Consider the following 26,119-nt stretch of genomic DNA (forward strand, 5'->3'; position numbering starts at 1 on the left):
CATCCGGGCTGTTGGGCGGAGGGATGCGCGCAACCGGACGGCCCTTATCCGCGGCCCCGGACGGGACTAGACTCCGGCTGTGGCCCGGACTTCCCGCGCCCGCCCCGGGATCGGATCCCTTGATGGTCAGGAGAGTGTGATGGCTGGTGGAGTGGTGCACTTCGAGCTTCCCGCGGACGACGAGAACCGTGCGCGTGAGTTTTACAGTTCGGTGTTCGGCTGGGGTTTCCAGGTCATGCCGGAGATGGAATACAGCCTGGCGCTGACCACCCCGATGGACGAGGAGGGCCGGCCCGCGGTCTCCGGGTCGATCAACGGCGGCCTGTTCCGCCGCGGCGAGCTCACCGCCCCGGTGGTGACCGTCGACGTCGACGACATCGACGCCGCCTTGGAGCAGATCGTGGCCCGGGGCGGTTCGGTGCAGCGGGCAAAGATGGAGGTGCCGGGGTCCGGTTGGAACGCGTATTTCACGGACACCGAGGGCAACGTAGTGGGGCTGTGGCAGAACGCCGCGCCCGCGGCACCGGCTCCGGCCGGCGGCAGCGGCGAAACCGCCGGAAACGACATCGGGGCCTGACCCGCGCCTAGTGCATGCCGCTGGCCAGCCAGAGGGCCACGACCGCGAGGGGAACCGTGAGGACGACGGCGGCGAGGCCGGCCAGCGCGAAGCCGCCCCAGCGGATCTCGACGTTGAGGGCCCGCAGGCGCTCGTGCCAGAGCAGGGTCGCCAGGGACGCCCAGGGGCTCACCAGCGGGCCAAGGTTCACGCCGATCAGGAGGGCCGCGAGCCTCACCGGCGAGCCGCCCGCCGGTTCCAGCGCGAGGTAGGCCGGCAGGTTGTTGACGGTGTTCGCGGCTCCCACGCCGAGCCCCGCCAGTTGGAGCAGCGCGGGAAGGCTCTCCCCGGACCCGGCGACGCCCGCCAGGACCTTGGTCAGGCCGTTGGCGTGCAACGCCTCGACCACCATGAACAGGCCGACGGTGAGCATAAGCGGCCGCCACGGGACCATGGCCCAGCGGAGGGCCGAGCGGCGCCGCCACAGGAACAGCCCCAGGAGGACCGCGGCCGCGGCAGCGGCGGGAATCTGTACCGGCACTCCGGACACCAGGGCCGGGAGCAGGAGCAGCATCACGCCAGCCGAGGCGTACAGCAGCACCTTGTCACGCACCCGGTGGACCGGCTGGGGGCCGTAGCGGCCCCGCAGATCCTTCCGGAAGGCCAGCCAGAGCAGAGCCAGGGGGAGCAGGATCCCAACCAGCGCGGGGGCCCAGACCAGCGAGGCGAAGGCGGCCGGGCTGAGACCCAGCCGGGACTGGGCCAGCAGGTTGGTCAGGTTGGACACCGGCAGCAGCAGCGAGGCCGTGTTCGCGAGCCAGATGGTAGTCAGCGCGAAGGGCAGCGGCGGGATCCGGGCGTGGACGGCCAGAAGTACGACGACGGGCGTGACCAGCACCGCCGTCGTATCCAGCGACAGGAACACGGTGGAGACCGTTGCCAGCGCGATCACCAGCAGCCAGAGCAGCAGCACGCTGCCCCGGCCCAGTGCGGCCAGTCGGTCCGTGACGGCCCGGAACAGCCCGGCGTCATCCACCAGTTCCGTCACCAGGGACATGGCCACCACGAAGCCCAGTACGGGCACCGTGCGGCCGGTGAGCTCCTCGAATGCGGGCCAGGGCAACAGCCCGGTGCCCAGCACCGCCACCCCGGCGAGGAGCATCCCGCCGGGGACGAGGTAGCTCCTCAGCGTCTTCAACCAGGTCCTTCGCTTCACTGCCTTATCGTCGCACCCGGACCGCGGCGCCGGCGACGCGACGTGCCCGCCGTCCCGGAGACGGTAACTTTGTACCTATGAAGTACGCCCAGTCCGTCCTGGACCTCATCGGCAACACGCCGCTCGTCAAACTCAATCACGTGACCGACGGCATCGCCGCCACGGTCCTGGTGAAGCTGGAATACCTGAACCCCGGCGGTTCGATCAAGGACCGCATCGCCGCCAAGATGGTCGAAGAGGCCGAACGCAGCGGCAAGCTCCAGCCCGGCGGGACCATCGTGGAGCCCACGTCCGGCAACACGGGTGTGGGCCTGGCGCTCGTGGCGCAGCAGAAGGGCTACCGCTGCATCTTCGTGGTCCCGGACAAGGTCGGCGAAGACAAGCGCGCCGTGCTGCAGGCCTACGGCGCCGAAGTGGTGGTTACCCCCACCGCCGTCGCGCCGGACAGCCCGCAGAGCTACTACGGCGTCTCGGACCGCCTGGTCACTGAAATCCCGGGCGCCTACAAGCCGGACCAGTTCTCCAACCCGGCCGCGCCGGCCAGCCACTACGAGTCGACCGGCCCGGAGATCTGGAAGGACACGGACGGCAAAGTCACGCACTGCGTGATCGGCGCCGGCACCGGCGGCACCATCACCGGCACCGGCCGCTACCTCAAGGAAGTCTCCGCGGACCGGCCCGAGGCCGACGGCGGCGTGGTCAAGATCATCGGGGCCGACCCGGCCGGTTCGGTCTACTCCGGCGGCACCGGCCGGCCGTACTTCGTCGAGGGCGTCGGCGAGGACATGTGGCCCGCCAACTACGACAAGGCCGTTCCGGATGAGGTCATAGCCGTCAGCGACGCCGAGTCCTTCGCCATGACCCGCCGCCTGGCCCGGGAAGAGGGCCTGCTGGTGGGCGGTTCCTCCGGCATGGCCGTCGTCGCCGCGCTGCAGGCCGCCAAGGACCTGCCCGCCGACGCCGTCGTCGTGGTGATCCTGCCCGATTCGGGCCGGGGCTACCTGGCGAAGATCTTCAACGACCAGTGGATGCGCTCCTATGGCTTCCTCGCCGGCGGCGACGAAGCCTCGGTGGGAGAAGTGCTCAAGTCCAAGACCGGCGAGCTGCCGGACCTGGTGCATATCCACCCGAACGAGAGCGTGCGGGACGTCATCAACATCATGAACGAGTACGGCGTCTCCCACATCCCGGTGCTGTCCCAGGAACCGCCGGTCGTGATGGGCGAGGTGCTCGGAGCCGTCGACGAGCGCACCCTGACCGCCAAGCTCTTCCGCGGCGAGGCGAACCTCACCGACAAGATCTCCGAACACATGGAGGCACGGCTGCCCGTGATCGGTTCGCTCGAATCGATCTCGACGGCCCGCGAACTCCTCTCCGACACCGACACCCTGATGGTGACGTTCGTCGGCGCTCCGGTGGGGATCCTGACCCGCCACGACCTCCTCGCCTACCTCAGCAACTGACCAGTTCAAGGAGTCCCATGTCCCAGCCAGAAAGCTCTTCCACGGCCAACGCCGGCTTCAACACCCGGGCCGTGCACGCCGGCCAGGCCTTCGAGCCGCGCACCGGCGCCGTGGTGCCCCCGGTGCACTTCTCCTCCACCTATGCGCAGGACGGGATCGGCGGCCTCCGGGCAGGCTACGAATACGGCCGCGGCACCAATCCCACCCGCGACGCCCTGCAGGAGCAGCTCGCCGCGCTGGAGGGCGGCGCAGCGGCGTTCTCCTTCAGCTCCGGCCTGGCCGCCGAGGATTCCATGATCCGCGCCCTCACCCGGCCCGGAGACCACATCGTGCTCGGCAACGATGCCTACGGCGGGACGTACCGGCTGATCAGTCGCGTCCTGGGCGAGTGGGGGATCGGCAACACCCCGGTGGACATGTCCGATCTTGACGCCGTCGCGAAGGCCGTCGCCGCAGGCGGATCGAACGGCGGCGCGGCCGGCGGCAAGACCCGGCTGGTCTGGGTGGAGACGCCGTCGAACCCGATGATGAAGATCACCGACATCGAGGCGCTCGCCAAGGTGGCGCACGACGCCGGCGCCCTCCTCGTGGTGGATAACACCTTCGCCTCGCCGTACCTGCAGAACCCGCTGGCCCTCGGCGCCGACGTCGTGGTGCACTCCACCACCAAGTACATCGGCGGGCACTCCGACGTCGTCGGCGGCGCGATCATCGTCAACGACCCCGAGCTGGCCGAGAAGATCGGCTTCGTGCAGTTCGCCGTCGGCGCCGTGTCCGGGCCGATGGACGCGTTCCTCACCACCCGAGGGCTCAAGACGCTCGGCGTGCGGATGGACCGGCACAGCGACAACGCCCAGGCCGTGGCCGAATGGCTGCTGCAGCGCCCCGAGGTGGAGGCCGTGCTGTACCCGGGCCTGCCCTCCCACCCGGGCCACGAACTGGCAAAGAAGCAGATGAAGAAGTTCGGCGGGATGATCTCCGTGCAGTTCAAGGGCGGCGAGGCCGCGGCACGCAAGGTGGCCGAATCCACCTCCGTGTTCACGCTGGCGGAATCCCTGGGCGGCATCGAATCGCTGATGAACTACCCCTCCGAGATGACCCACGCCTCGGTCAAGGGCACCGAACTGGCAGTCCCGGAGAACCTGATCCGGCTCTCCTGCGGCATCGAGGACGTCGAGGACCTGATTGCGGACCTCGAGCAGGCTTTCGCGCGCATTGAGACGGGCAGCTAGCCTCCGGTGACCAGCACTTCCAGGGCAGCCAGCTCCACCATCCGCGGCTGGATCGCGACGGCGGCCGGCGCGGCCGCCGTCGTCGCCGCCCTGGTGGTGCTGTACTCGGCCTACATCCCGCTGCTGAACGACTTCGAGGTCTATTTCTACGGCGGAAACCGGGTGCTGCAAACCGGCGAAGCCGGCGTGAACGAGCTCTACGCCCCGCGCGACGGGCTTCCGTTCACCTACCCGCCGTTCGCCGCGCTGATCTTCGCCGCCCTCGCCACCCTGGGCCAAAGCGCCGGCGGCTTTGTCTTCACTGCCACCGCGCTGCTCGGCGCAGCCGTCGTGTCCGCCTGGCTGACCCGGCACTACTTCGGGCTGGGCCGCTGGCGCGACGCCGTCGCGGACTGGCGGTTCCGGGCCGTCGCCCTGGCCGGCACCGCGGCGATCCTGCTGATGGGCCCGTGGCGGGATACCTTCGACTTCGGCCAGATCAACATCATCCTGATGGGCCTGATCCTGGCCGACTTCGCACTCTACGGAAAATCCCGGGCCGGCGAGTTCCGCTGGCCGGCGGGCCTGCTGATCGGGATCGCGGCCGGGATCAAGCTGACCCCGCTCGCCTTCGGCCTGTACTTCCTGGTCCGCCGCGACTTCAAGGCCCTGGGCTGGATGGCCGCGGGGTTCTTCGGCTCGATCGCGCTGGCCTGGGCCATGCTGCCCACCGCTTCGGTGACGTTCTGGACCAAGATCCTGCCGGACACCGGACGGATCGGTGGGCCGGCCTACGTGGACAACCTCTCGGTCAAGGGCCTGCTGCTGCACTTGGGGATGCCGGATTCGTCCCTGACCTCCGTGGTCTGGCTGGTGCTCGCGCTGGGCCTCGCCGCCGTCGCCGCGCTGGTGATCAAGTGGGCGGTTGACGCGGAGGAGAACTTCGTGGCTGTGTCCGCCACCGCGCTGCTGATGCTGCTGATCAGCCCGGTGTCCTGGTCCCACCACTGGGTCTGGATGGCCGTGGCGCTGCCGTGCATGGGGTTCGCCATCCACCGAGTCCCCTCGCGCGACGGCAAAATGCGGCTGGCCGGCTGGACCATCGTCGCCGCCTCCGCCGTCGCCTTCTACCTCACCCCCAAGTACCTCGCGGTGATGGCCGGGGCACACGAGTGGGGCAAGGATCCCACTACGCAGTGGCAGCTCACGGTCGCCAGCCTCGGCGTGGTCTGCGGGATGGCGATGCTGGCGTACTGGGCGCTGGCCTACCGGCCGTCCCGCGCCGGGCTGCGCCCGCACCTCTAGATCCCGCCAGCTGCGGCCTCTAGCTATCTTGAAGAAAGCCAGCTAATCTGCCGGTATGGCACTTCGATCCGACTGGTCCCGGCGCAACTGCAGCATGGCCCGCGGCCTGGACATCCTCGGCGACCCGTGGGGCATGCTGGTCCTGCGCGAAGTCTTCTTCGGCAACGGACGCTTCGACGCCATGAAGGCCCGGCTGGGCGCTGCTGACTCGGTCCTCACCCGGCGGCTGGCAGCACTCGTCGACGCCGACCTGCTCACCCGCCGCCCCTACGACGACGACGGCGGCCGCCGCCGCCAGGAGTACGTGCTCACCGCCAAAGGCGAGGACGCCCTGCCGGTGCTCAACGCCGTCGTGATCTGGTCCGAGAAGCACCTGGCCGCGCCGTCCGAACAGGCGCACATGTTTGTGGTCCACAGCGGCTGCGGGCAGCGCACCTCCTCTGCGGACAGCTGCACGGCCTGCGGCGAACGGCTCACGGCCGAAAACACCAGCTGGCACAGCCTCACCCGGACCGCCGGCCCGGTCCCCCTCGCCACCGCTCCGGCGACACGGAAGAACGGAACCGCAGCATGAGTGAGCCCCGCCTCTCCACCCGGCGACGCATCCATCCGGCCTGGATCGTCGCCGTCGTCGCGTTCCTGGCACTGGTCGGCGCTGCCGGTTTCCGGGCCGCCCCGGGCGTGCTCATGGTGCCCCTGCAGACCGAGTTCGGCTGGTCCACCACTGTCCTCTCGGCCGCGGTCAGCATCAACCTGGTGCTGTTCGGCCTCACGGCACCGTTCGCCGCGGCCCTGATGGAGCGCTTCGGCATCCGCGCCGTGACCGCCGTGGCGCTGGTGCTGATCGGGGCAGGCAGCGCCCTGACCGTCCTGGTCAACCAGTCGTGGCAGATCCTGCTGACCTGGGGGCTGCTGATCGGACTCGGCACCGGATCGATGGCACTGGTGTTCGCCGCCACGGTCGCCAACACCTGGTTCGTGAAGAGCCGCGGGCTGGTGATCGGCATCCTCACCGCGGGCAGCGCGGCCGGGCAACTGGTGTTCCTGCCCTTCATCGCCGCCCTCGCGCAGAGCCCCGGCTGGCGGCAGGCCTCGCTGCTGATCGCCGCCGGTGCCCTGGCGGTGGTGCCGCTGGTGCTGAAGTTCTTGAAGAACTCACCGGCCGACGTCGGTGCGCTGCCGTATGGCGCCGAGACCGAGTCCGCGGAGGGTGAGGCTACAGCCGGCGGGACCGCAACGCCGGGGGAGCCGGCCGTCCCGGCCGGGCCCCGCCGGAATGCCGCCGTCCGGGCGCTCCAGGTGCTCAAGCGGGCCAGCAGGGTCCGGACGTTCTGGGCACTCGTGGCCGGCTTCGCCATCTGCGGAGCCACAACCAACGGACTGATCGGCACCCACTTCATCCCCTCCGCCCACGACCACGGCATGGCCGAAACCACGGCCGCCGGCCTGCTCGCCGTCGTCGGCATCTTCGACATTCTCGGCACCATCGCCTCGGGCTGGCTGACGGACCGCTTCAATCCACGGATCCTGCTCGCCGTCTACTACCAGTTCCGGGGCATCGGGCTGCTGGTGCTGCCGCTGCTGCTCAGCGCCGAGATCCAGCCCAGCATGATCGTTTTCGTGGTCATCTACGGCCTGGACTGGGTAGCCACCGTCCCGCCGACGGCCGCGATCTGCCGCCAGGTGTTCGGCGCGGACGGCAGTGTCGTGTTCGGCTGGGTCTTCGCCGCGCACCAGCTCGGCGCCGCCGCGGCAGCGCTGGCGGCCGGTGCCGTCCGGGACGCCACCGGCCAGTACACGTACGCCTGGTTCGCCGCCGCGGCGATGTGCACCATCGCCGCCGTCATCAGCGCGACCATCCGCAAGGACACCGGAAAGCAGGCGGCCGTCCCGGTCCCGGCCTAGGCCGGACGTTAGGCTGGGCACCATGGTTTCCACCCCGCCCAGGCCAGATAACCCGGACACGCCGGCCGCCGATGCCCCGCCGGTGCAGCGCAAGACGGCCCTGGTTACCGGCGTCGGAAGGCTCGCCGGCATCGGTGCAGGCATTGCGCGGCGGCTCGCAGCGGACGGTTGGGACCTGGTGCTCACCTACTGGCAGGACTACGACACCCGGATGCCCTGGGGCGTGCAGCCGGACGACGTCGAACGCCTCACCGCCGAGCTGCAGGCGACCGGCGCCGCCGTGCTGGCCGTGCCCGCCGACTTCGAGGATCCGCAGGCCGTGGACCGGCTGATGGCCGCAGTGGCGGAAGAGGCTGGCACCCTGCAGGGTCTGGTGCTGAGCCACGCCGAATCCGTGGACTCGGGCATCCTGGACACGTCCCTGGAGAGCTTTGAGCGCCACTTCGCCGTCAACACCCGCGCCAGCTGGCAGCTGATCGCCGCATTTGCCCGGCAGGCGCCGGCTGAAGGCGGTGCAATCGTGGCGCTGACCAGCGACCACACCGCGTTCAACCTGCCGTACGGGGCGTCCAAGGGCGCGTTGGACCGGATCGTGATCGCGGCCGCGAGGGAGTTGGGCCCGCAGGGCATCAGCGCCAACGTGCTCAACCCGGGGCCGGTGGACACCGGCTGGATGGACCCGCAACTGCGCGAGGACCTGGCCCGCCGGCATCCCGGCGGCCGGCTCGGCACCCCCGCGGACGTGGCCGGGACGGTGGCGTTCCTGCTCTCACCCGAGGGCCGCTGGGTGTCCGGGCAGCTGGTCAAGGCAGACGGAGGCTTCTCCGCCTGAGGCCGCGCCATCGCCGCCGTCGAGATGACAGTTCACGGCAGTGTGGTGCGGCAACACTGCCGCGAACTGTCATCTCACCCCGCGCCGCTAGCGGAAGGCGGCCAGCCCGGTGATGTGCTGGCCCAGGACCAGGGTGTGCACCTCGTCGGTGCCCTCATAGGTGCGCACCGACTCGAGGTTGGCGGCATGCCGCAGCGGTGAATAGTCCAGCGTGATCCCGTTCCCGCCCAGGATGGTGCGGGCTTCGCGGGCAATCGCGATGGCCTCCCGCACGTTGTTCAGTTTGCCCAGCGAAATTTGCTCCGGCCTCAGCTTCCCGGCGTCCTTGAGCCGGCCCAGCTGCAGCGCCAGCAGGGTGCCTTTCTGGATTTCCAGCAGCATGTTCACCAGTTTCTCCTGGGTGAGCTGGTACCCGGCCAGCGGCTTGCCGAACTGCAGCCGCTCCTGCGAGTACCGCAGCGCAGCCTCGTAGGAGTCCCGGGCGGCGCCCATCGCGCCCCAGGCGATCCCGTAGCGTGCCTCGTTCAGGCAGCTGAACGGTCCCCGCAGCCCGCGGGCGGCGGGCAGCTGCGCCTCGGGGCCCAGCCGGACCCCGTCGAAGCCCACATCACACTGGATCGAGGCGCGCATCGAAAGCTTCTGCCCGATCGGCGTGGCAGTCACCCCCGGCGTGCCGGCAGGCACCAGGAAGCCGCGCACGCCGTCGTCGGTCGTTGCCCACACCACCAGCACGTCCGCGACGGAGGCGAGCCCGATCCAGCGCTTCGCCCCGTCCAGGATCCAGCCGGCGTCATCGCCCGTACCGTCCCGCCGGGCGAAGGTCTGCATCGCCGCCGGGTCCGACCCGGCGGTGGGCTCGGTCAAGGCGAAGCAGCCGATCACTTCGCCCGCGGCCATCCGGGGCAGCCACGCCTGCTTCTGCTCCTCCGAGCCCCACAGGTGGATGGCGGTCATGGCGAGGGAACCCTGCACCGAGACGAAGGTGCGGATGCCGGAATCGCCGGCCTCGAGCTCCATCGCGGCCAGGCCGTACTCGACGGCGGAGCGGCCCGGGCAGCCGTAGCCCTCCAGCTGCATCCCGAGCACGCCCAGCTCGCCCAGTTCCGCTGCCAGTTCGAGCGGGAAGACGCCGTCGTCATACCAGGCTGCGATCCCGGGCCGGATCCGCTGGCTGGTGAAATCGCGGACCCTTTCCCGAACAGCCAGCTCTTCGGCGCTCAGCAGGGAATCGATCGCCAGGACATCGGACACGTCTGTTGCTCCAACACTGCTCATGGGAGCATCCTACGTTCCGCCGCCCGGACGCTGCCCCAGGCCTACACTGGTGCCATGAACACCGCTTCTGTGCTTGCCGTCTGCCGGGTGCACCAGCTGCTCAGCGACGAGGGACGACTGGGCGTGACCGCCATCGACAAGCGTCCCGTGGACGGACCCGTGAAAGTCCACCGGCTGGGCCTCCGCGGTGACATCCAGGCCGACCGGATCGACCACGGCGGCGAAGACCAGGCGCTGTACGCCTATTCCCAGGCCGACGCCGACTACTGGGCCGCGGAACTTGGACGGGACATCCCGCCCGGATACTTTGGCGAGAACCTCCGGGTTGCCGGCATCGACGCCACCAACGCGGTGATCGGCGAACGCTGGAAGATCGGGCTCGACGTCGAAGTGGAAGTCACCTCGCCCCGCCGGCCGTGCAGCACCTTCCAGCGGCGCGTGAACGAACCCCACTGGGTCAAGCGGTTCACCGAGGCCGGACTTGTAGGCACCTATCTGCGCGTGGTGCGCACCGGCAGCATCCAGGCGGGGGACCACATCCACCGGCTCTACGTCCCGGCGCACGGCGTGACGATCGGCAAATGGTTCTCCGACCCCACGGTCCAGGACATGGAGGCGCTGCGGGATGCCGACGCCGATGGCCTGATCCGGCTGCAGCCGGAGTACCACCAGGAATTTGCGAAGCTGCAGCCGGCGGACTAGCACGCCCGCCGGAGCGCGGTCCGGGGCCCGCACAGGCCCGGGCGGTGCGGCATGTGCGCAAGCTCACCGCCGCCGTCGGCCCCTGCGTTACCACCTGCAGGTGTGCATGCCTTACACTTGAAATATCCCCCACTCCGGAAATCCCTTATTCCTGCCCAATTTTTGAGGCAGGACTGGCAAGTGTTGGGGCCCGCTACTGTGATGCGGGCATTTTCATAGGGAGAGCCGGCTAAAGAAAACGCTGTACAGACTGCTGGGATAGCAGCCAAGAGTTGCAGCGGGAAGTCCTGCCACGGGATTGCGAAAGCGCCGGGCTTCTATGTGACCGGCCGGTCAACGTATGCCCGGCAATTACGGCACGTGTACTGCGGCTCCGCTCACCTCGGGTTGTGCCGCCTGGCCCCTATGGATGAGGAAGATTCCCCTATGCCCGAAAATCAGGACAACTCCGTCGACACTGAAAACACCCAGGCCGACGTCGAGATCACCGAAACCCCTGCCGCCGAAGCAGCCACCACGCCGGTGGAAACCGCGGCCGAAAACACCCCGAACGATGCCGGTGACGACGAAACCGGTCTCCGCTTCGTCGACCTCGGCATTGATGCCCGCGTCCTTGCCGCCCTGCAGGACGTCGGCTACGAGAAGCCGTCCCCGATCCAGGCAGCGACCATCCCGGTGCTGCTTGAAGGCCGCGACGTTGTGGGCCTGGCCCAGACCGGTACCGGTAAGACTGCAGCATTCGCAGTACCGGCACTGTCCCGGCTGGCCGAACTCCACGACCTGAACGGCCCCTCCCGCAAGACGCAGGCCCTGGTCCTGGCTCCGACCCGCGAGCTTGCGCTCCAGGTCGCGGAGGCCTTCACCTCCTACGCAAAGCACATCGACGACTTCACCGTCCTGCCGGTCTACGGCGGCTCCGCCTACGGACCCCAGCTGGCCGGCCTGCGCCGCGGCGCCCAGGTCGTCGTCGGTACCCCCGGCCGTGTGATCGACCACATCGCCAAGGGTTCCCTGGACCTGTCCGAACTCCAGTACCTTGTGCTGGACGAGGCTGACGAGATGCTGCGGATGGGCTTCGCCGATGACGTGGAGCAGATCTTCCAGCAGACCCCCGAGGGCCGCCAGGTTGCACTGTTCTCTGCCACCATGCCGAGCCAGATCCGTCGCCTCTCCAAGCAGTACCTGAACAACCCGGCCGAGATCCAGGTCAAGTCCAAGACCACCACCGGCGCCAACACGCGTCAGCGGTACCTGCAGGTCATGGGCCCGCACAAGCTCGACGCACTGACCCGCATCCTCGAGGTCGAAGAGTTCGACGGCGTCATCGCCTTCGTCCGCACCAAGATGGCCACCGAGGACCTGGCCGACAAGCTGCGCTCGCGTGGCTTCCAGGCCGCAGCCATCAACGGCGACATCCCGCAGCAGCAGCGTGAGCGCACGGTCGAGGCCCTGAAGGAGGGCCGGATCGACATCCTCGTCGCCACCGACGTTGCCGCCCGCGGCCTTGACGTCGAGCGCATCAGCCACGTGATCAACTACGACATCCCGCACGACACCGAGTCCTACGTGCACCGCATTGGCCGCACCGGCCGCGCGGGCCGTTCCGGCGACGCCGTGCTGTTCATGACCCCGCGGGAGAAGTACCTGCTGCGTTCCATTGAGAAGGCCACCCGCCAGCCGGTGGAGCAGATGCACCTGCCTACCGCGGAAACGGTCAACACCCTGCGCCTGGGCAAGTTCGCCGAGAAGATCACCGAAACCCTCGAATCTGAGGACGTCTCGGCGTTCCGCGACCTGATCGCTTCCTACGAGGAAGAGCACAACGTTCCGGCCGCCGAGATTGCCGCCGCACTGGCCGTCATGGCGCAGGGCGGACAGCCGCTCCTGGTCAAGGAACTGCCCGCCGCGCCGGAATTCCAGAAGCGCGAGCGCTCCAAGGACGGGTTCGGCTCCCGTGGCCCGACCCGCACCCTGACCGAGGGCAACGCCACCTACCGGATCGCCGTCGGACGCCGCCAGCGCGTCATGCCGGGTTCCATCGTGGGCGCCATTGCCAACGAAGGCGGCATCTCCTCGGCCCAGATCGGCGGCATCGACATCCGCTCGGACCACTCCCTCGTGGAGCTCCCGGCGGACCTGAGCCCGGATCAGCTGAAGGCACTGTCCCGCACCCGGATCGGCGGCGAGCTGATCCACCTCGAGCTGGACAACGGCCGCAAGCCCTCCGGCGACCGGGGCGCCTACCAGGGCAACCGTGGCGGCGAGCGCGGCGGTTACTCCGGTGGCAGCGGCAACTTCAAGGGCAACGGCGGCTTCAAGCGCGAGTTCCGCAAGAACGACGGCGAGCGTTCCTCGGCTGACCGCGGCGGCCGCTCCTTCAGCGATCGCAACGAGCGCAGCGTCGGCACCGACACCCGCAAGCCCCGCACCGAAGGCGGCTTCAAGCCCCGCAACAAGTGGTAACCCCTAGTTACTAGGCAGTGCCAGGACGGGCCGGCTCTCTTTGAGCCGGCCCGTCCTGCTTTAAGGTCCGGAGCGTGCGCAGTTCCTGGCACGCTCCGGACCCGTGAGTCGCCTTCGTCACATCCGGGGTGCGGACCGGCCGGAATGGGCCCGCGGGGGATGCCCGAAGGCCCGGGATACCCCCGAAATCGCGCGGATTTTGGCACCGCCGGCAGGGGAGGCCGGCCGATTTGTTGGGAGCCGAATCTTCCGGTAGAGTATTTACTCGTTGCCCCCCTAGCTCAGTGGTAGAGCGCGTTCTTGGTAAGAACGAGGTCACCGGATCGATTCCGGTGGGGGGCTCTGAATGAGGGCCTGCGTCAAGGCGGTTTTTGACCGGCTTGGCGCAGGTTTTTCTCATTCGTGGCGGCGTAGCTCAGTTGGTTAGAGCGCACGACTCATAATCGTGAGGTCGGGAGATCGAGCCTCCCCGCCGCTACAGAAAGACCCCGCAGGCCCGGCCTGCGGGGTCGTTTTGTCTTAACCGCCACGAAGAAGCAGCTCGTGGGGATCCTGCTAGCTGCGTTTCATATCCGCGGAACCAGGTGAGCGCCGAGGGCGGCAGCCGCTACTTGCGTACGGGTCGTACTAGTCACGGGTTTTGATACTCGTGTGCACAATGGCACACGGGTCTAGGCTCCGGGCCATGAAAGCAAGCCTGCGTCTTCTGATCAGCATCACCTGGCCATTGCTCCTGGCCGCGGGCATCTTCGCCGCCCCGGCGCAGGCCGCACTGCAACCGGCGCCGTGTGGGTCCGGTGTTCGCGACTTCACCTGCGACGGCCGTCCGGACCTGCTCGCGCAGGACAGCCACGGCACACTCTGGCTTTACCCCAACGAAGGGGACGGCCATCTGAAACCGCGTATTAGGTCCGGCACGGGGTGGCACTACACCCCCATTCTGGAAGGGGTGGTGCCCGGTCCGGCCCAATATACGGGCGTCTTCGCCCGGGACCGCGAAGGAACCCTCTGGGCGATCCCGAGCAACGGCCACGGCGGCTGGCTCAAACGGATACGCACCGGCGGCGGCTGGAACCAGATGACCAGCATCATCCCCGCCTCACACGAACCCGCGCTCCTGGCAATCGACCGCTCCGGCACGCTGTGGCGGTATCCGTATGAGGTCCGATCGCACAGCATCCACTGGCTGACCCGCCAGCGGCTCGGCGCCGGATGGGCCGGACACATGCTGGTCGCCTCGCGCGGGTACAACGACTCGGACTTCCTGGCCCGGGACACGCACGGCACGCTCTGGCCCTACTACTTCACCTACGACAGCCACTACGGGCCGCACGTCCACCGGTCGCCGTTCAACTACGGTTCCGGCTGGGGCAAGTACAGGAGCATAGTCGAGGACGGCGACTTCGTGAACGTGGACGGCTACATCGACTTCGTCGCCACGGACAACCACGGCGGGCTGTGGCTCTACGCGAGTGAACGCGGACTCAAGCACCGCGTGCAGATCGGCCACGGCTTCAACGGCTACACCATCGGGTAACTACTACGCGGCCACCCGGGTTGGGGCGGTCCGGGTTCCGCCGTTGCTCTGTCACTTATGGCTGTTCTGCCGCGCCCACAACCGCCCGAAGTGATAGCGCAACGCGCTCGAATGGCCACGTACCGGGTGCGGGGACAGCACTCGTGGGACAGAATGGGACGATGACGCGAATCGCAATCATCGGCGGCCACGGAAAAGTGGCTATGGAACTGTCCGGCATCCTCTCGAAGGACGGGGCCGAGGTGACCTCCATCATCCGCAACCCGGACCATCGCGACGACGTCGCCGCCACCGGCGCCACACCGCTGGTTCTCGACGTGGAGAAATCGACGACGGCGGAAATCGCCGAAGCGTTGAAGGGCCACGACGCCGTGGTATGGTCCGCCGGCGCGGGCGGCGGTAGCCCGGAACGCACCTATGCCGTGGACCGGGACGCGGCCATCCGGTCGATCGACGCCGCGGGCGACGCCGGCGTCCGGCGCTACGTTATGGTCTCCTACCTCGGGGCCGGGCCGGACCATGGCGTCCCCGCGGACAACAGCTTCCACGCCTACGCCGAGGCCAAAGCTGCCGCGGACGCCCACCTGCGTGGCAGCGGCCTGGAGTGGACCATCCTGGGCCCGGGAGCCTTGACCGACGGCCCCGGCAACGGTCTGCTGGACGTCAACCCCACCGATACCTCTGACGGCACCGGCACCTCGCGCTCCAACGTGGCGCTCGTCGCCGCCGCGGTGCTGGGTCTGCCGCAGACCGCAGGGCGGACAATCGAGTTCCGCGACGGAACCCTGCCGCTCGCCGCGGCCCTCGGTCCCGTGAGCTAAACCGGCGAACTGGACCCGTGAGGTAGTCGGCCGGGCCGGCCCCGGCGAACCAGTGCCCCGATAGGGTGGTGGGGGCGGCTGGCGCGTCGATGGCCGGGGACTGGTCGCCGTCACCCCGGGGAAAGAGTGCACATGGACCAGCTGGCCCTCATCATCGGACTTCTTCTGGCCACCGTGGTGGCGGTGGGCCTGGGCGACCGGCTCCGCCTGCCATACCCGGTCCTGATGCTGATCCTCGCCGCGTCGCTGACGTTTATCCCGGGCTTTCCGGAGGTGGACATTCCGGCGGAACTGATCCTGCCCATCTTCCTGCCGCCGCTGCTCTTCGCGACCGCGCAGCGCAGTTCCTGGGCCGTCTTCCGGGTGCGCTGGCGGACGCTGCTGATGCTCGCCGTAGCGCTTGTGGTGGTTTCCACCGCCGTCGTGGCAGGCGCCGCCTGGCTCATGATCCCGGGTATCGGCATCCCGGCCGCGATCGCCCTGGGTGCCATGGTGGCCCCGCCCGATCCCGTGGCGGTGGACTCCATCGCAGGCAGGGTCCACATGCCGCGCCGGCTCATCACGGTCCTGCAGAGCGAGGGCCTGTTCAACGACGCGGCCGCCATCGTCATTTTCCAGGCGGCCGTCGCGGCCTCCGTTGCCGGCAGCAGGGTGGGGCCCGACGTCGTGCTCCAGTTCGCCGTCGGGGCGGCCCTTGCCGTCGGCGTCGGGATCGGGATGGGCTGGCTCACGCGCCTCATCACGCGTCTGGTGCACTCGATGGTGGCCCGCAGCGCGGTCACGCTAGTGGTCCCGTTTGCCGCCTACATCCTCGCTGAGGAGGTGCACGCCTCCGGCGTGATCGCCGTCGTCGTCACGGCCTTGGAGATCCAGCGGCATTCACGGCCGCAGGAGGCCGCCGAGCGGGTCACCCGCACGGCGTTCTGGGACGTGGTGGAGCTGCTCGCCACGGGCCTCGCCTTCGGGCTGGTGGGCCTGGAGATCCGCCAGGTCATCCACGACGAGGGCACCGCGGTGATCGGAATGGCCGGAACAGCCGCCGTGGTCTGCGTGCTGGTTTTCGCCGTGCGGTTCGGCTGGCTGGCGATGATGTCGGGCCTGGCGCGGAGCAAGAAAAACACGCTGCGCCCCACCTCCACGAAAGAGGTCCTGATCCTGACGTGGTGCGGCATGCGCGGCTTGGCCACCCTGGCGCTGGCGCTGGCCCTCCCGGCCACGCTGGCCGACGGGACCCCGTTCCCGGCCCGCAGCGAGCTGCTGGTGATTGCGTGCGCCGTGCTGCTGGCCACGCTCGTGCTGCCTGGTCTGACATTGCCGTGGCTGATGCGGGTCCTGAGGGCCTCGGAGGACGGGTCCGTGGAGCGCGACGCCGCCCGGCTGCTGGCCTCCCGCGCGCAGCAGGCGGCCATTGCGGCGCTGAAGGACCACGAGCTTATGAAGGAGCTGCCGCAGGAAAAGGTGGCCCTGGTCAAGGAGAAGATGACCCGGCTACACGCCGAACTCCTGGACGGCAGCCTGCGGAACGAGAGCGTCACCGAAAAACGCAAGCGCGGCCGCGAGCTGGCCATTGCCGTCCAGACCATCGCCCTCGACGCCGCGCGTCAGGAGGTTGTGGCGGCCCGGAACGAACCCGAGATGGACCCGGAGGTCGCGGACCGGGTGCTGCGGCAGCTGGATCTGCGCACCATGATCATGCCGGAGTGACGCACCGGCCCACCGGTAAGTCCGTTACTTACGGACGACCTTGACTCCCGTCGAGCTGTAGATCATGGAACCGCCCTGGAACGGCACCGTCCGGTAGCCGTTGTAGGCCACAGCTGCGCCGAGCGGGTAGCCCAGTCCGCCGGACTGCCAGCCGGCCAGCCGCCAGGCTTCCCGGTAGGGCTGGCCGATCATGTTCGCGCCGGTCGCGGCGGTGTAATAGCTGTTGCCGGTCTGGAAGGGCTGGTAGCACCCGCCGCCCCACAACCCGCACTTTTCCGGGCCCGTGGGGTACCCCACGCCCTTCTGCCATCCGGCCGCACGCCAGGAGTTGAAGTACCGGCTGGTGACGGCGTGGGCGCCGGACGCGGCGGAGTAGTAGATGTTGGACTTTTCGAAAGGCTGGTAGCAGCCGCCGCCGTAGAGCCCGCAGCTGGGAGCTCCGATGGGGTAGCCGATGCCAGGCTGGAGTCCGGCCGCCGTCCAGGCCGTGGCGTAGACGCCGCTCACGGCGTGGGCGCCGGTGGTGGGCGTGTAGTAGACGTTGCCCTTTTGGAACGGCTGGGAGCAGCCGCCGCCGGCGAGCCCGCAGGCGGGTTCGCCCGTGGGGTAGCCGATGCCGGGCTGCCAGCCGGCTTCCCGCCAGGCGTTCCAGTAGACGCCGATGACCGCGTGGGCGCCGGAGGCGGAGGAGTAGTAGATGTTCCCCTTCTGGAAGGGCTGGTAGCAGCCGCCGCCGTACAACCCGCACGCCGGTGCGCCGGTCGGGTAGCCGAGGCCCGGCTGGAGTCCGGCCGCTGCCCAGGCTGTGGCGTAAACACCGCTCACGGCGTGGGCGCCGGTGGCGGTGGTGAAGTAGACATTGCCCTTTTGGAACGACTGGGAGCAGCCGCTGCCGGCGAGCCCGCAGACGGGTTCGCCTGTCGGGTAGCCGATGCCGGGCTGCCAGCCGGCTTCCCGCCAGGCGTTCCAGTAGGCGCCGATGACCGCGTGGGCGCCGGATGCGGTGGAGTAGTAGATGTTCCCCTTCTGGAAGGGCTGGAAGCATCCGCCGCCGTAGAGTCCGCAGCTTGGTGCTCCGGTGGGGTAGCCGATGCCGGGCTGCCAGCCGGCGTCCCGCCAGGCATTCCAATAGACGCCGACGACGGCGTGGGCGCCCGACGCTGTGGAGTAGTAGATGTTGCCCTTTTGGAAGGGCTGGTAGCAGCCTCCGCCGTACAGGCCGCAGCTCGCGGTCCCGGTGGGGTAGCCGATGCCCTGCTGCCAGCCGGCGTCCTTCCACCCGGACATGTAGGTGTTCGAGACGGCATAGGTGCCCACGCCCGGGGTGCTGTAGACCACGCCGCGCTGGAAAGTCTGGTGGCAAGTGGTGGTGGCCGCCGCGCCGTACGGGCAGGTCACGTCGCTGGTGCTGTAGCCCAGGCTGGTTTCCCCGCCGGCCTGCAGCCAGGCGTCCCGGAACACTCCGGTCACGGCGTTGGCGGCGGTGATGGTGATGGCCGCGGCGGTAGCCGAGATGGAATCAATCTTCACCCGGGTGCCGGCATGGGTGCTGAAGGTCTGGCCGGCCTGCCAGGTTTGGCTGGGGTTGTAGTACCCGGAGAAGGGTCGTGAGTCGGGCAGCAGGATCAGCGAGCCCGCCCCCAGTTGCTGGACAATCTTGACGCCGCTGTTGAGGTTCACGGCCTTCGCGGTGTCGTAGCTGACCGGCAGGCGCAACTCGAGGAAATAGACTTCGCCGCTCACCGGGTCGGTGAACTTCACGGCGCGTCTGGCATCGGTGCCGGCCCAGGCCTTCAAGGTGAATTTCTTGACGTCCTTGAGGATCCCGGCGTCGAGAACCTCGTCCCCGCGGCCGAATCCTCCATAGGTCCAGAGGGTCGAGCTGATGGCGGGCTGCGTGGTCTGGGAGACGCCCATCAGGTCCAGGCTGTCGCCGTATTCACGGATGCTGCAGGTGGAGTCGGCGAACGTTCCGTCCGACTTGGTGGCGACGTCCTGCGCGCCGCTGCCGCACTGCAAGCTGTTGGCGTGCATCAGGCCCAGCACGTGCCCGAATTCGTGTGTCAGCACGCTGTTGGTCAGGGTGGCCGGGAGCGGCATGATGACCCGCCCGCTCGTGCCGCTGTAACTCCAGCCTGCGCCGTACGCCCCGTCGGAGAGCGTGGGCGTGGACACGAAGACGACGAGTGCGGTGTAGGGATTCGGCGTCCACTTGAGCTCGGTGGCGATGGTGTTCATCATGTCCGGGTAGCGCTGCGTCGAGGTGGCCTTGCTGGTGCGGCTCTCCACCGTCGCCACGCTCATCGACAGGCGGCCGTTGGACATGGTCTTCCAGTAATTGCTGCTGGTGGTGATGGAGGCCTTAGCCGCTGTCTGCGAGATGGTGGCCTTCTTGTCGGCCAACTGGACCAGGACGAGGCGAACCTTGATGTCACCCTGGCGGGCAAGCGAATAGGACTCCGTGGACAGCATGCCCGCGCTGGCCGTGGCCGGTGCCCCCTTCACGCCGGCCGGGGGCGGATTCTCAAAGGTGTGTGCCACAAAGGGCTCGCCCGAGTTTTCCGGGGGCAGCGATTCGACCGTCGTGAGGGACGGGCTGGTGCCGGCAGTAGCGGAGGGGGTCGGCGCCGGCTGGACGGCGTCCGCGCCCGGAGCCGGGGCTTCCGCGGTGGGCGCCGCCGTCGGCGTCTGTGTTGCCGTCTGGGTGGCGGTCGCCGTCTGCGTTGCCGCGGCCGGAGCGCTAGGAGTCGGTGTTGCCGTGGCGGTCGCGACAGGTGCCGGCGTCAGCTCAGCGTGTGCAGGTGCCGTGCCGGTTGTTGGGACCGACGCCAGGGCAAGGACAAGCGCGGCAAAGAACGCGGCCTTCATCCGTAAAGAGTTCACGTTTATCTTTCATGAGACCGCCGCCCGGCCGACGGGTCAGCTGGACGGCCGCAAGTGACCAGAGTGACGCCAGTCTACGGATGAGAGAGAAGAATAAAAGGAAACCTGCGTCAAACTTTCGACTTGGGTATCCAATCGTTGCCGAATCTTGAGATTCGGCTCCTTGGAAAAGTGGCCTGCTTGGGCGGCCGTCAGCCGGCCAGTTCCACTTCCAGGGCGTTGGCCTCGACGAAATCCAAGGCGTGCCGGATGGCTCCCACCGTAACGATCTTGTCGCCCAGCGGCGAGACCGTGACACGCGGGGGAGTGGCGGTGAAACGCGGCAGCGCGGCGGTGATGCCGGGCACCAGTGCGCCGGCCGAATCCGCGACGGCGCCGCCGATCACCACCTGCTCCGGGTTGATCAAGCTTGCGATGGCGGCGATGACCCGGGCCATCCGCTCCGAGAGCCGGCCCAGGATCGCGAGGGCCGCGGCGTCCCCCGCGGCGGCGTCCTCAAACACGCGCCGGGCGCTCGCTTCGCCGCCGTCGGCCGGGCCGCCGCCCGCTGACTGCCACTGCCGGGCCAGGCTCGCGATGCCGTCGCTGGAGCCGACGCCCTCAACCATGTCCAGGAAGCCCATTTCACCGGCGCCGCCGCCGCGGCCGTGCAACAGCCGTCCGGACTCCAGCACGCCCGCGCCGAGCCGCTCGCCGGCCAGGAGCACCACGAGGTCATCCACGCCTGCGCCGGATCCACGCCAGCGTTCACCGAGTGCTGCCAGGTTGGCATCGTTCTCCAGCAGCACGGTCCAGCCGTGGAGGTCTTGCAGGGCCGAGCGGAGCCCGACGTCGAACAGGCTCCAGAAGTGCTGGGCGGCCAGCACATTGCCGCCGCGGTCCACCGGAGCGGCAATGCCGGCACCCACAGCCAGAATCTTGCCCGGGGCCTCGCCGGCGGCCTCCAGCGCCTCTCGGCAGGCCCGGTCGACGACGCCGATCCGCTCCGCGGCGGGGATGTCCGCGGCACGGAAACTCCCGCTGGCGCGGCCCAGGACTGTGCCCCGGAGGTCCGCGACGGCCGCGGTGGTGGTGGCGGCGCCGATGTCGATGCCGAGTACGACGCCGGCCCTCGCCCGGAGCTCGAAACGCCGGGCAGGCCGTCCCTTCTGCGGGTGTCCGGCGGCGGGAGCGTCCTTCCGCGGGGCGTCCAGTTCGCGGATCCAGCCGCGCCGGATCAGGTCCTCGCAGACGGCAATCACCGAAGCCCGGGTGAGCCCGGTTCCCGCCATCAGTTCCGTGCCGGTGGCCACCTCGGTGCCCCGGATAGCGGCAAGCACCGCCTGGGCGTTGACGCGGCGCAGCAGTTGGGGGGTGGCGGCTGCCTGCGGCTTCGGAATCTTGACCTCCCTGTAAGTGCGGACCCATAATTGAACCTGCAATAGATTTAGCTTGTATCTAAATTATCAGACCCGCTTTTGTCAGACACCGCTCCCCAGCCCCGAAGGATTCACCTTGTCGAACACCGCCACGCTGGCAACCCTGTCCGGTTCCGACCTCGCCGCAGACCCCAACTGGTGGCGCCAGGCCTCCGTGTACCAGATCTACCCGCGCAGCTTCGCCGACTCCAACGGTGACGGCCTGGGCGACATCAAGGGCATCACCGCCAAGGTCCCGTACCTCAAGGAACTCGGCATCGACGCCGTCTGGCTCTCCCCGTTCTATCCCTCGGCCCTCGCCGACGGCGGCTATGACGTCGATGACTACCGCGATGTCGACCCCAAGCTCGGCACCCTGGAAGACTTCGACGAGATGTCCGCCGCGCTGCATGCCGCAGGCATCAAGTTGATCGCCGACATCGTCCCGAACCACTCCTCCAACCGGCACGAATGGTTCAAGGAAGCCCTCGCCTCCCCGCGCGGCTCGGCCGCCCGCGAGCGTTACATCTTCCGCGACGGCAAGGGCGAAAACGGAGAGCTCCCGCCGTCGGACTGGGAGTCCGTCTTCGGCGGCCCGGCCTGGGAGCGCATCACCGAGCCGGACGGCACCCCCGGCCAGTGGTACATGCACATCTTCGCCAAGGAACAGCCGGACCTGAACTGGTCCAACCGCGAGATCCGCGACGACTTCCTCAAGACCCTGCGCTTCTGGTCGGACCGCGGGGTGGACGGCTTCCGCGTCGACGTCGCGCACGCCCTGACCAAGGACCTCACCGAGCCGCTGTTGTCCAAGGTCGAGCTGAGCGAGGCCAACTCCGGCACCGACGGCTTCGACGACGGCTCGCACCCGTTCTGGGACCGCGACGAGGTGCACGAGATCTACGTCGAATGGCGCGAGGTCTTCAACGAGTACAACCCGCCGCGCACCGCCGTCGCCGAGGCCTGGGTGCACGCGTCCCGCCGCGCCCGCTACGCCAGCCCGGAGGGGCTCGGCCAGGCCTTCAACTTCGACCTGCTGCAGGCCGACTTCGACGCCGACGAGTTCCGCGAAATCATCACCCGCAACCTCGCCGAGGCCACCGAGTCCGGCGCCTCCTCCACCTGGGTCTTCTCCAACCACGACGTCGTCCGGCACGCCACCCGCTACGGCCTGCCCAAGGGCGGCGGACGGCACGCCAAGGGCCAGGACGGCAAGGGCTGGCTGCTGGCCGGCGCCCCGGCCGAGGAACTCGACGTCGAACTGGGCCTGCGCCGCGCCCGTGCCGCGACCCTGCTGATGCTGGCCCTCCCCGGTTCCGCGTACCTCTACCAGGGCGAGGAGCTGGGCCTGCAGGAGGTCGCTGAGATCCCCGACGCCGAACGCCAGGACCCCACCTTCTTCCGCAACAAGGGTGTCGAGATCGGCCGCGACGGGTGCCGGGTGCCGCTGCCCTGGGCCCCGGAAGGCTCCTCCTTTGGCTTCGGCGACGGCGGCGCCCACCTGCCGCAGCCGGCATGGTTCAGCCGCTACGCCGTTGCAGCCCAGGACGGGACCGAAGGCTCCACGCTGGAGTTCTACCGCAAGGCCCTGAAGCTGCGCCGCGAGCTGCAGACCTCGGAGGAACTGGAGTGGCTGGAGACCGGCCGCGCCGACGTGCTGCACTTCCGCCGCCACGGCGGCTGGCAGTCCGTCACCAACTTCGGGGACGACGCCGTCGAACTGCCCGCCGGCGAGATGCTGGTCAGCAGCGGCCCGCTGGACGGCCAGCTGCTCCCGGGCAACACCACCGTCTGGCTTCGGTGAGTTCCGCGCCCCCTAAGCCCGGAGGGTTCCCCACCCAGGAACTGATTTATGGCTGCATGGGCCTGGGCGGCAGCTGGTCGGCGGAACCGTACTCGTCCGCGCACGTGGACGAGGCGGCCGCGGCCGTCGACGCCGCCCTGGACGCCGGCATCACCCTGTTCGACCACGCCGACATTTACCGCAACGGCAAGTCCGAGGCGGTCTTCGGCGAGGTGCTGGCGCAGACGCCCGGCTTGCGGGAACGGGTCCGGCTGCAGACCAAATGCGGCATCCGGCTGGGCGAAGAGGGCCTCGATGCGTTCTACGACCTGAGCCGGGACGGCATTCTGGACCGGGTCAACGACAGCCTGGACCGGCTGCGGACGGACTACGTGGACGTGCTGATGCTGCACCGCCCGGACCCGTTGCTGGACCCTGCCGAGGTGGCGTCCGCCGTCGGGCAGCTCATGGCCGAGGGCAAGGTCCGCGCGGTGGGGGTCTCCAACATGTCGGCCCCGCAGATCGAGCTGCTGCAGGACCGGCTCGAGGTGCCTGTGGTGGCCAACCAGCTGGAAATGAGCCTCTCCGCGCGGGCCTGGCTGGAGAGCACCGTGCTGGTCAACCACGCCGAGGGCACGGACTACAGCTTCCCGCACGGTACCGTGGAGCACTGCGTCCGGCACGGCATCACCCTGCAGGCCTACGGCGCGCTCTCCCGCGGGCTCTATACCGGGGCGCCGGCGGCGAGCCCGAGTGCCGCGGAGGAGGCCGCCGCGGCACTCGTCGCCGAGCTGGCCGCGGAGAAGGGCACCACGGGCGAGGCAGTGCTGCTGGGCTGGCTGATGAAGCACCCGGCCGGAATCGCCCCCGTGATCGGCACCGCCAAGCCGGACCGGATCCGGGCCTGCGCCGGCGCCGCCAAGGTGGCCTCGGCCATGACGCGCACCGAGTGGTACCGGCTCTGGATCACGGCCCGGGGCAGCAACATCCCCTAGGCACGCACCGGCCGCGCCGGCCGTCGTGCCCGCCCAACTGGCTCGCAGTTGTTGTCGTTATGAGCGCTTCAAACGACAACAACTGCGAGCCAGTTTCGCGCGCCGGGGTGATTTTGGTCGTATTGGTCGCCCTAAACAGGGGTATTACTTGGCGGCGGGCGGCCCCGGGCGGCTAGCGTAGAGGCATGACCTCTACCACCACCGCCGGGATCGTCCGGCCCCAGCGCAATGTCCCGGCCGAAATCGCCCGCTCCTGGCTGCTGGTCAACGCCATGAAGCCGGAACTCTTCGGCCAGTCGGCGGAGTCCCGCGCGGACGCCATCATCCTGGACATCGAAGACGCGGTGGATCCCTCGCAGAAGGATGCCGCCCGCGAGCACGTTGTGGACTGGCTGACCGCCGGCGGCAGCGCCTGGGTCCGGATCAACGACGCCACGAGCCCCTTCTGGGCCGATGACCTCGCCGGCCTGCGCGGCACTCCGGGACTGCTGGGCGTGATGCTCGCCAAGACCGAGTCCGCGGACCAGGTCACCGAGAGCTACCACCGCATGGACGGCAAGACCCCGGTCATCCCGCTGGTCGAGTCCGCCGTCGGCATCGAGGAAGCCAACCACATCGCCAAGGCCCAGGGCGCGTTCCGGCTGGCCTTCGGCTCCGGTGACTTCCGCCGCGACACCGGCATGGCCGCCACCCCGGAGGCCATGGCCTACCCGCGCGCCAAGCTCGTCGTCGCCAGTCGCGTCGGCAACCTGCCCGGGCCGATCGACGGCCCCACCGTCGGCACCAACCACCCGATCCTGCGCGAGCAGACCGGCATCACCGTGATGATGGGCATGACCGGCAAGCTCTGCCTCGCGATCGACCAGACCAGCGTCATCAATGAGGTCATCAGCCCGACGCCGTCCGACGTCGCCTGGGCCACCGACTTCATGGCCGACTTCGAGGCCAACGGCCGCGTCATCCGGGACGGCTCCGACCTGCCGCGCCTGGGCCGAGCCGAAAAGATCATGAAGCTCGCTGTAGCCTTTGGGGTGCAGCCGGCACTGTAGCCGGTTCCCGGCCCAAGCAAGGAGACCCCGTGACCGATACCCGCTATCTGGTCCACGGGGTCTTTTGGGATGGTCTGCAGCCGGCCTCGCCGGTTCCTGGCCAGCCCGACGCCGGCCGGGCCGTCCTGCGGTTGCAGGACCCCGCGGGTGCGTTCACCGAACTGGTGCTCGACGCCGGTACGCGCCTCGGTTTCCGGCTCGCCTCGCGGGGGAAGCACTGCCTGGGCCACCACAAAGTGCACGGACCCGCGGACCGGGACCACATGGTCTGCCCGGACCGTGCCCCGGCCGCCCGAGGAAAGCAGTGCGGGCCGTGCTTCGCCGTCGACGATTCGCGGCTGATCCATGACTTCCACCGCGGCGGCCGGGTCCCGCCGGGGCTGCGCGCCTACCTGATGCAGCCGCACTGGCTTTATGTCGCGACTTTCGCCAATGGCGCCAGCAAGGTGGGCACCGCCTCGAACCTGCGCAAGTGGCACCGGCTTGCCGAGCAGGGTGCCGTCGTGGCCCGCTACGTCGCCCGCGCCGACGACGGGCGGGTGGTCAGGGTGCTGGAGGATCTGGTCACGCGCGACGCCGGGCTGCCGCAGCAGGTCCGCTCGGCGGCGAAGGCCGCCGGGCTCACCGCGCCGCCGCCCGCCGCAGCACTGGAGGCCCTCAACAGCCGGCTCGCAGCCGGAGTCCGGAACCTGCTGGGCGGTGCCAATACGGACGGCTTTGAGGTCGTGGACGAACGGTGGCTGCGTCCCGCGCTGGCCGACGCGGCCTGCACCCCGGGCGCCCGGCACGCCTACCCCCACGACCTCGGCTCGGACGCCCACGGCTTCCGGCTCGCGTCGCTGAGCGGCAGCGTCGCGCTGGCCAGGCTCGACGGCGCCGACCTTGAATTCGTCGTCAACCTCGGCGAGCTGAAAGCGCGGACCATCGAGCTTGGCGACCACGGCTCCGAGGTCCCCGCTGTCCAGGAGGCATTGTTCTGAGCCCGGGTCCGCCCACGACGGCGGGTGCAGGGGTCCCCGGTA

Annotated in this window: 20 protein-coding genes and 2 tRNA genes; 18 read left to right on the forward strand and 4 right to left on the reverse strand. The window is 69.1% G+C overall.

Annotation, left to right across the window (positions count from 1 at the left end; genetic code table 11):
* Positions 1 to 79 precede the first annotated feature (79 nt).
* Positions 80 to 577 (forward strand): VOC family protein, encoded by a 498-nt coding sequence (locus AC1DB8_RS02350; protein ID WP_441416963.1) that lies wholly within the window; start codon positions 80 to 82, stop codon positions 575 to 577.
* Positions 578 to 584: 7 nt separating this feature from the next.
* On the opposite strand, the gene AC1DB8_RS02355 is transcribed toward AC1DB8_RS02350, so the two are convergent.
* Positions 585 to 1,718, reverse strand: a complete 1,134-nt coding sequence (locus tag AC1DB8_RS02355; protein ID WP_476892291.1) for an SLC13 family permease — start codon at positions 1,716 to 1,718, stop codon at positions 585 to 587.
* Between the two features lie 131 nt (positions 1,719 to 1,849).
* Between AC1DB8_RS02355 and AC1DB8_RS02360 the strand changes: the two genes are divergently transcribed.
* Genes AC1DB8_RS02360 through AC1DB8_RS02385 form a run of 6 tightly spaced genes read left to right on the forward strand, consistent with a single transcriptional unit; the run spans position 1,850 to position 8,488 of the window.
* The gene (locus AC1DB8_RS02360) at positions 1,850 to 3,235 is read left to right on the forward strand and encodes a cystathionine beta-synthase (protein ID WP_441416964.1); all 1,386 of its coding nucleotides are present in this window, start codon (positions 1,850 to 1,852) and stop codon (positions 3,233 to 3,235) included.
* A 17-nt stretch (positions 3,236 to 3,252) separates the two neighbouring features.
* Positions 3,253 to 4,467, forward strand: coding sequence for a cystathionine gamma-synthase (locus tag AC1DB8_RS02365; protein WP_441416965.1), 1,215 nt, complete (start codon positions 3,253 to 3,255; stop codon positions 4,465 to 4,467).
* Between the two features lie 6 nt (positions 4,468 to 4,473).
* Entirely contained in the window at positions 4,474 to 5,751 is a 1,278-nt protein-coding gene (locus tag AC1DB8_RS02370) for a glycosyltransferase family 87 protein (protein WP_476892083.1), read from the forward strand.
* 55 nt (positions 5,752 to 5,806) lie between these two features.
* Positions 5,807 to 6,325 carry a winged helix-turn-helix transcriptional regulator gene (locus AC1DB8_RS02375; protein ID WP_476892084.1) on the forward strand — a complete coding sequence of 173 codons (519 nt, stop codon included), beginning with the start codon at positions 5,807 to 5,809 and terminating at the stop codon, positions 6,323 to 6,325.
* Positions 6,322 to 7,656, forward strand: a complete 1,335-nt coding sequence (locus AC1DB8_RS02380) for an MFS transporter (RefSeq protein ID WP_476892085.1) — start codon at positions 6,322 to 6,324, stop codon at positions 7,654 to 7,656. The genes AC1DB8_RS02375 and AC1DB8_RS02380 overlap by 4 nt, the downstream gene beginning before the upstream one ends.
* Positions 7,657 to 7,678: 22 nt before the next feature.
* Positions 7,679 to 8,488 carry an SDR family oxidoreductase gene (locus AC1DB8_RS02385; protein WP_476892086.1) on the forward strand — a complete coding sequence of 270 codons (810 nt, stop codon included), beginning with the start codon at positions 7,679 to 7,681 and terminating at the stop codon, positions 8,486 to 8,488.
* Between the two features lie 87 nt (positions 8,489 to 8,575).
* Here the strand turns inward: AC1DB8_RS02385 and AC1DB8_RS02390 are convergent, their stop codons facing one another.
* Entirely contained in the window at positions 8,576 to 9,763 is a 1,188-nt protein-coding gene (locus AC1DB8_RS02390) for an acyl-CoA dehydrogenase family protein (protein WP_476892087.1), read from the reverse strand.
* Positions 9,764 to 9,817: 54 nt separating this feature from the next.
* Here AC1DB8_RS02390 and AC1DB8_RS02395 point away from each other — a divergent pair, with 54 nt between their 5' ends.
* From AC1DB8_RS02395 to AC1DB8_RS02425, 7 genes are all read left to right on the forward strand, one after another.
* Positions 9,818 to 10,465: an MOSC domain-containing protein gene (locus AC1DB8_RS02395; RefSeq protein WP_441416971.1), complete on the forward strand. Its 648-nt coding sequence runs from the start codon at positions 9,818 to 9,820 to the stop codon at positions 10,463 to 10,465.
* A gap of 426 nt (positions 10,466 to 10,891) precedes the next feature.
* On the forward strand, positions 10,892 to 12,928 hold the full coding sequence (locus AC1DB8_RS02400; protein ID WP_441416972.1) for a DEAD/DEAH box helicase: 2,037 nt from the start codon (positions 10,892 to 10,894) through the stop codon (positions 12,926 to 12,928).
* A gap of 270 nt (positions 12,929 to 13,198) precedes the next feature.
* Positions 13,199 to 13,270: transfer RNA gene (locus AC1DB8_RS02405), tRNA-Thr, on the forward strand.
* Positions 13,271 to 13,332: 62 nt separating this feature from the next.
* A tRNA-Met gene (locus AC1DB8_RS02410) sits at positions 13,333 to 13,406 on the forward strand.
* Between the two features lie 207 nt (positions 13,407 to 13,613).
* The gene (locus tag AC1DB8_RS02415; RefSeq protein ID WP_476892088.1) at positions 13,614 to 14,465 is read left to right on the forward strand and encodes a hypothetical protein; all 852 of its coding nucleotides are present in this window, start codon (positions 13,614 to 13,616) and stop codon (positions 14,463 to 14,465) included.
* 161 nt (positions 14,466 to 14,626) lie between these two features.
* A complete protein-coding gene (locus AC1DB8_RS02420) occupies positions 14,627 to 15,286 on the forward strand; it encodes an SDR family oxidoreductase (protein WP_441416978.1) in 660 nt (219 codons plus the stop codon).
* Between the two features lie 132 nt (positions 15,287 to 15,418).
* Positions 15,419 to 16,990, forward strand: coding sequence for a Na+/H+ antiporter (locus tag AC1DB8_RS02425; protein WP_476892089.1), 1,572 nt, complete (start codon positions 15,419 to 15,421; stop codon positions 16,988 to 16,990).
* A 24-nt stretch (positions 16,991 to 17,014) separates the two neighbouring features.
* Here AC1DB8_RS02425 and AC1DB8_RS02430 read toward each other — a convergent pair whose 3' ends face one another.
* Together AC1DB8_RS02430 and AC1DB8_RS02435 are read right to left on the reverse strand one after the other, a co-directional pair.
* A complete protein-coding gene (locus tag AC1DB8_RS02430) occupies positions 17,015 to 19,873 on the reverse strand; it encodes a M43 family zinc metalloprotease (protein ID WP_476892090.1) in 2,859 nt (952 codons plus the stop codon).
* 191 nt (positions 19,874 to 20,064) lie between these two features.
* Complete coding sequence (locus AC1DB8_RS02435; protein ID WP_476892091.1) at positions 20,065 to 21,294, reverse strand: ROK family protein; 1,230 nt, start codon at positions 21,292 to 21,294, stop codon at positions 20,065 to 20,067.
* Positions 21,295 to 21,367: 73 nt separating this feature from the next.
* Between AC1DB8_RS02435 and AC1DB8_RS02440 the strand changes: the two genes are divergently transcribed.
* From AC1DB8_RS02440 to AC1DB8_RS02455, 4 genes are all read left to right on the forward strand, one after another.
* Positions 21,368 to 23,074, forward strand: coding sequence for a glycoside hydrolase family 13 protein (locus tag AC1DB8_RS02440; protein WP_476892092.1), 1,707 nt, complete (start codon positions 21,368 to 21,370; stop codon positions 23,072 to 23,074).
* Complete coding sequence (locus tag AC1DB8_RS02445) at positions 23,071 to 24,048, forward strand: aldo/keto reductase (protein WP_476892093.1); 978 nt, start codon at positions 23,071 to 23,073, stop codon at positions 24,046 to 24,048. Before AC1DB8_RS02440 ends, AC1DB8_RS02445 begins: the two co-directional genes overlap by 4 nt.
* A gap of 185 nt (positions 24,049 to 24,233) precedes the next feature.
* A complete protein-coding gene (locus tag AC1DB8_RS02450; protein ID WP_441416984.1) occupies positions 24,234 to 25,097 on the forward strand; it encodes an HpcH/HpaI aldolase/citrate lyase family protein in 864 nt (287 codons plus the stop codon).
* A gap of 29 nt (positions 25,098 to 25,126) precedes the next feature.
* Complete coding sequence (locus AC1DB8_RS02455) at positions 25,127 to 26,077, forward strand: DUF2797 domain-containing protein (protein ID WP_441416985.1); 951 nt, start codon at positions 25,127 to 25,129, stop codon at positions 26,075 to 26,077.
* Positions 26,078 to 26,119 lie beyond the last annotated feature (42 nt).

This window comes from Arthrobacter sp. 10N410 (assembly GCF_056394945.1).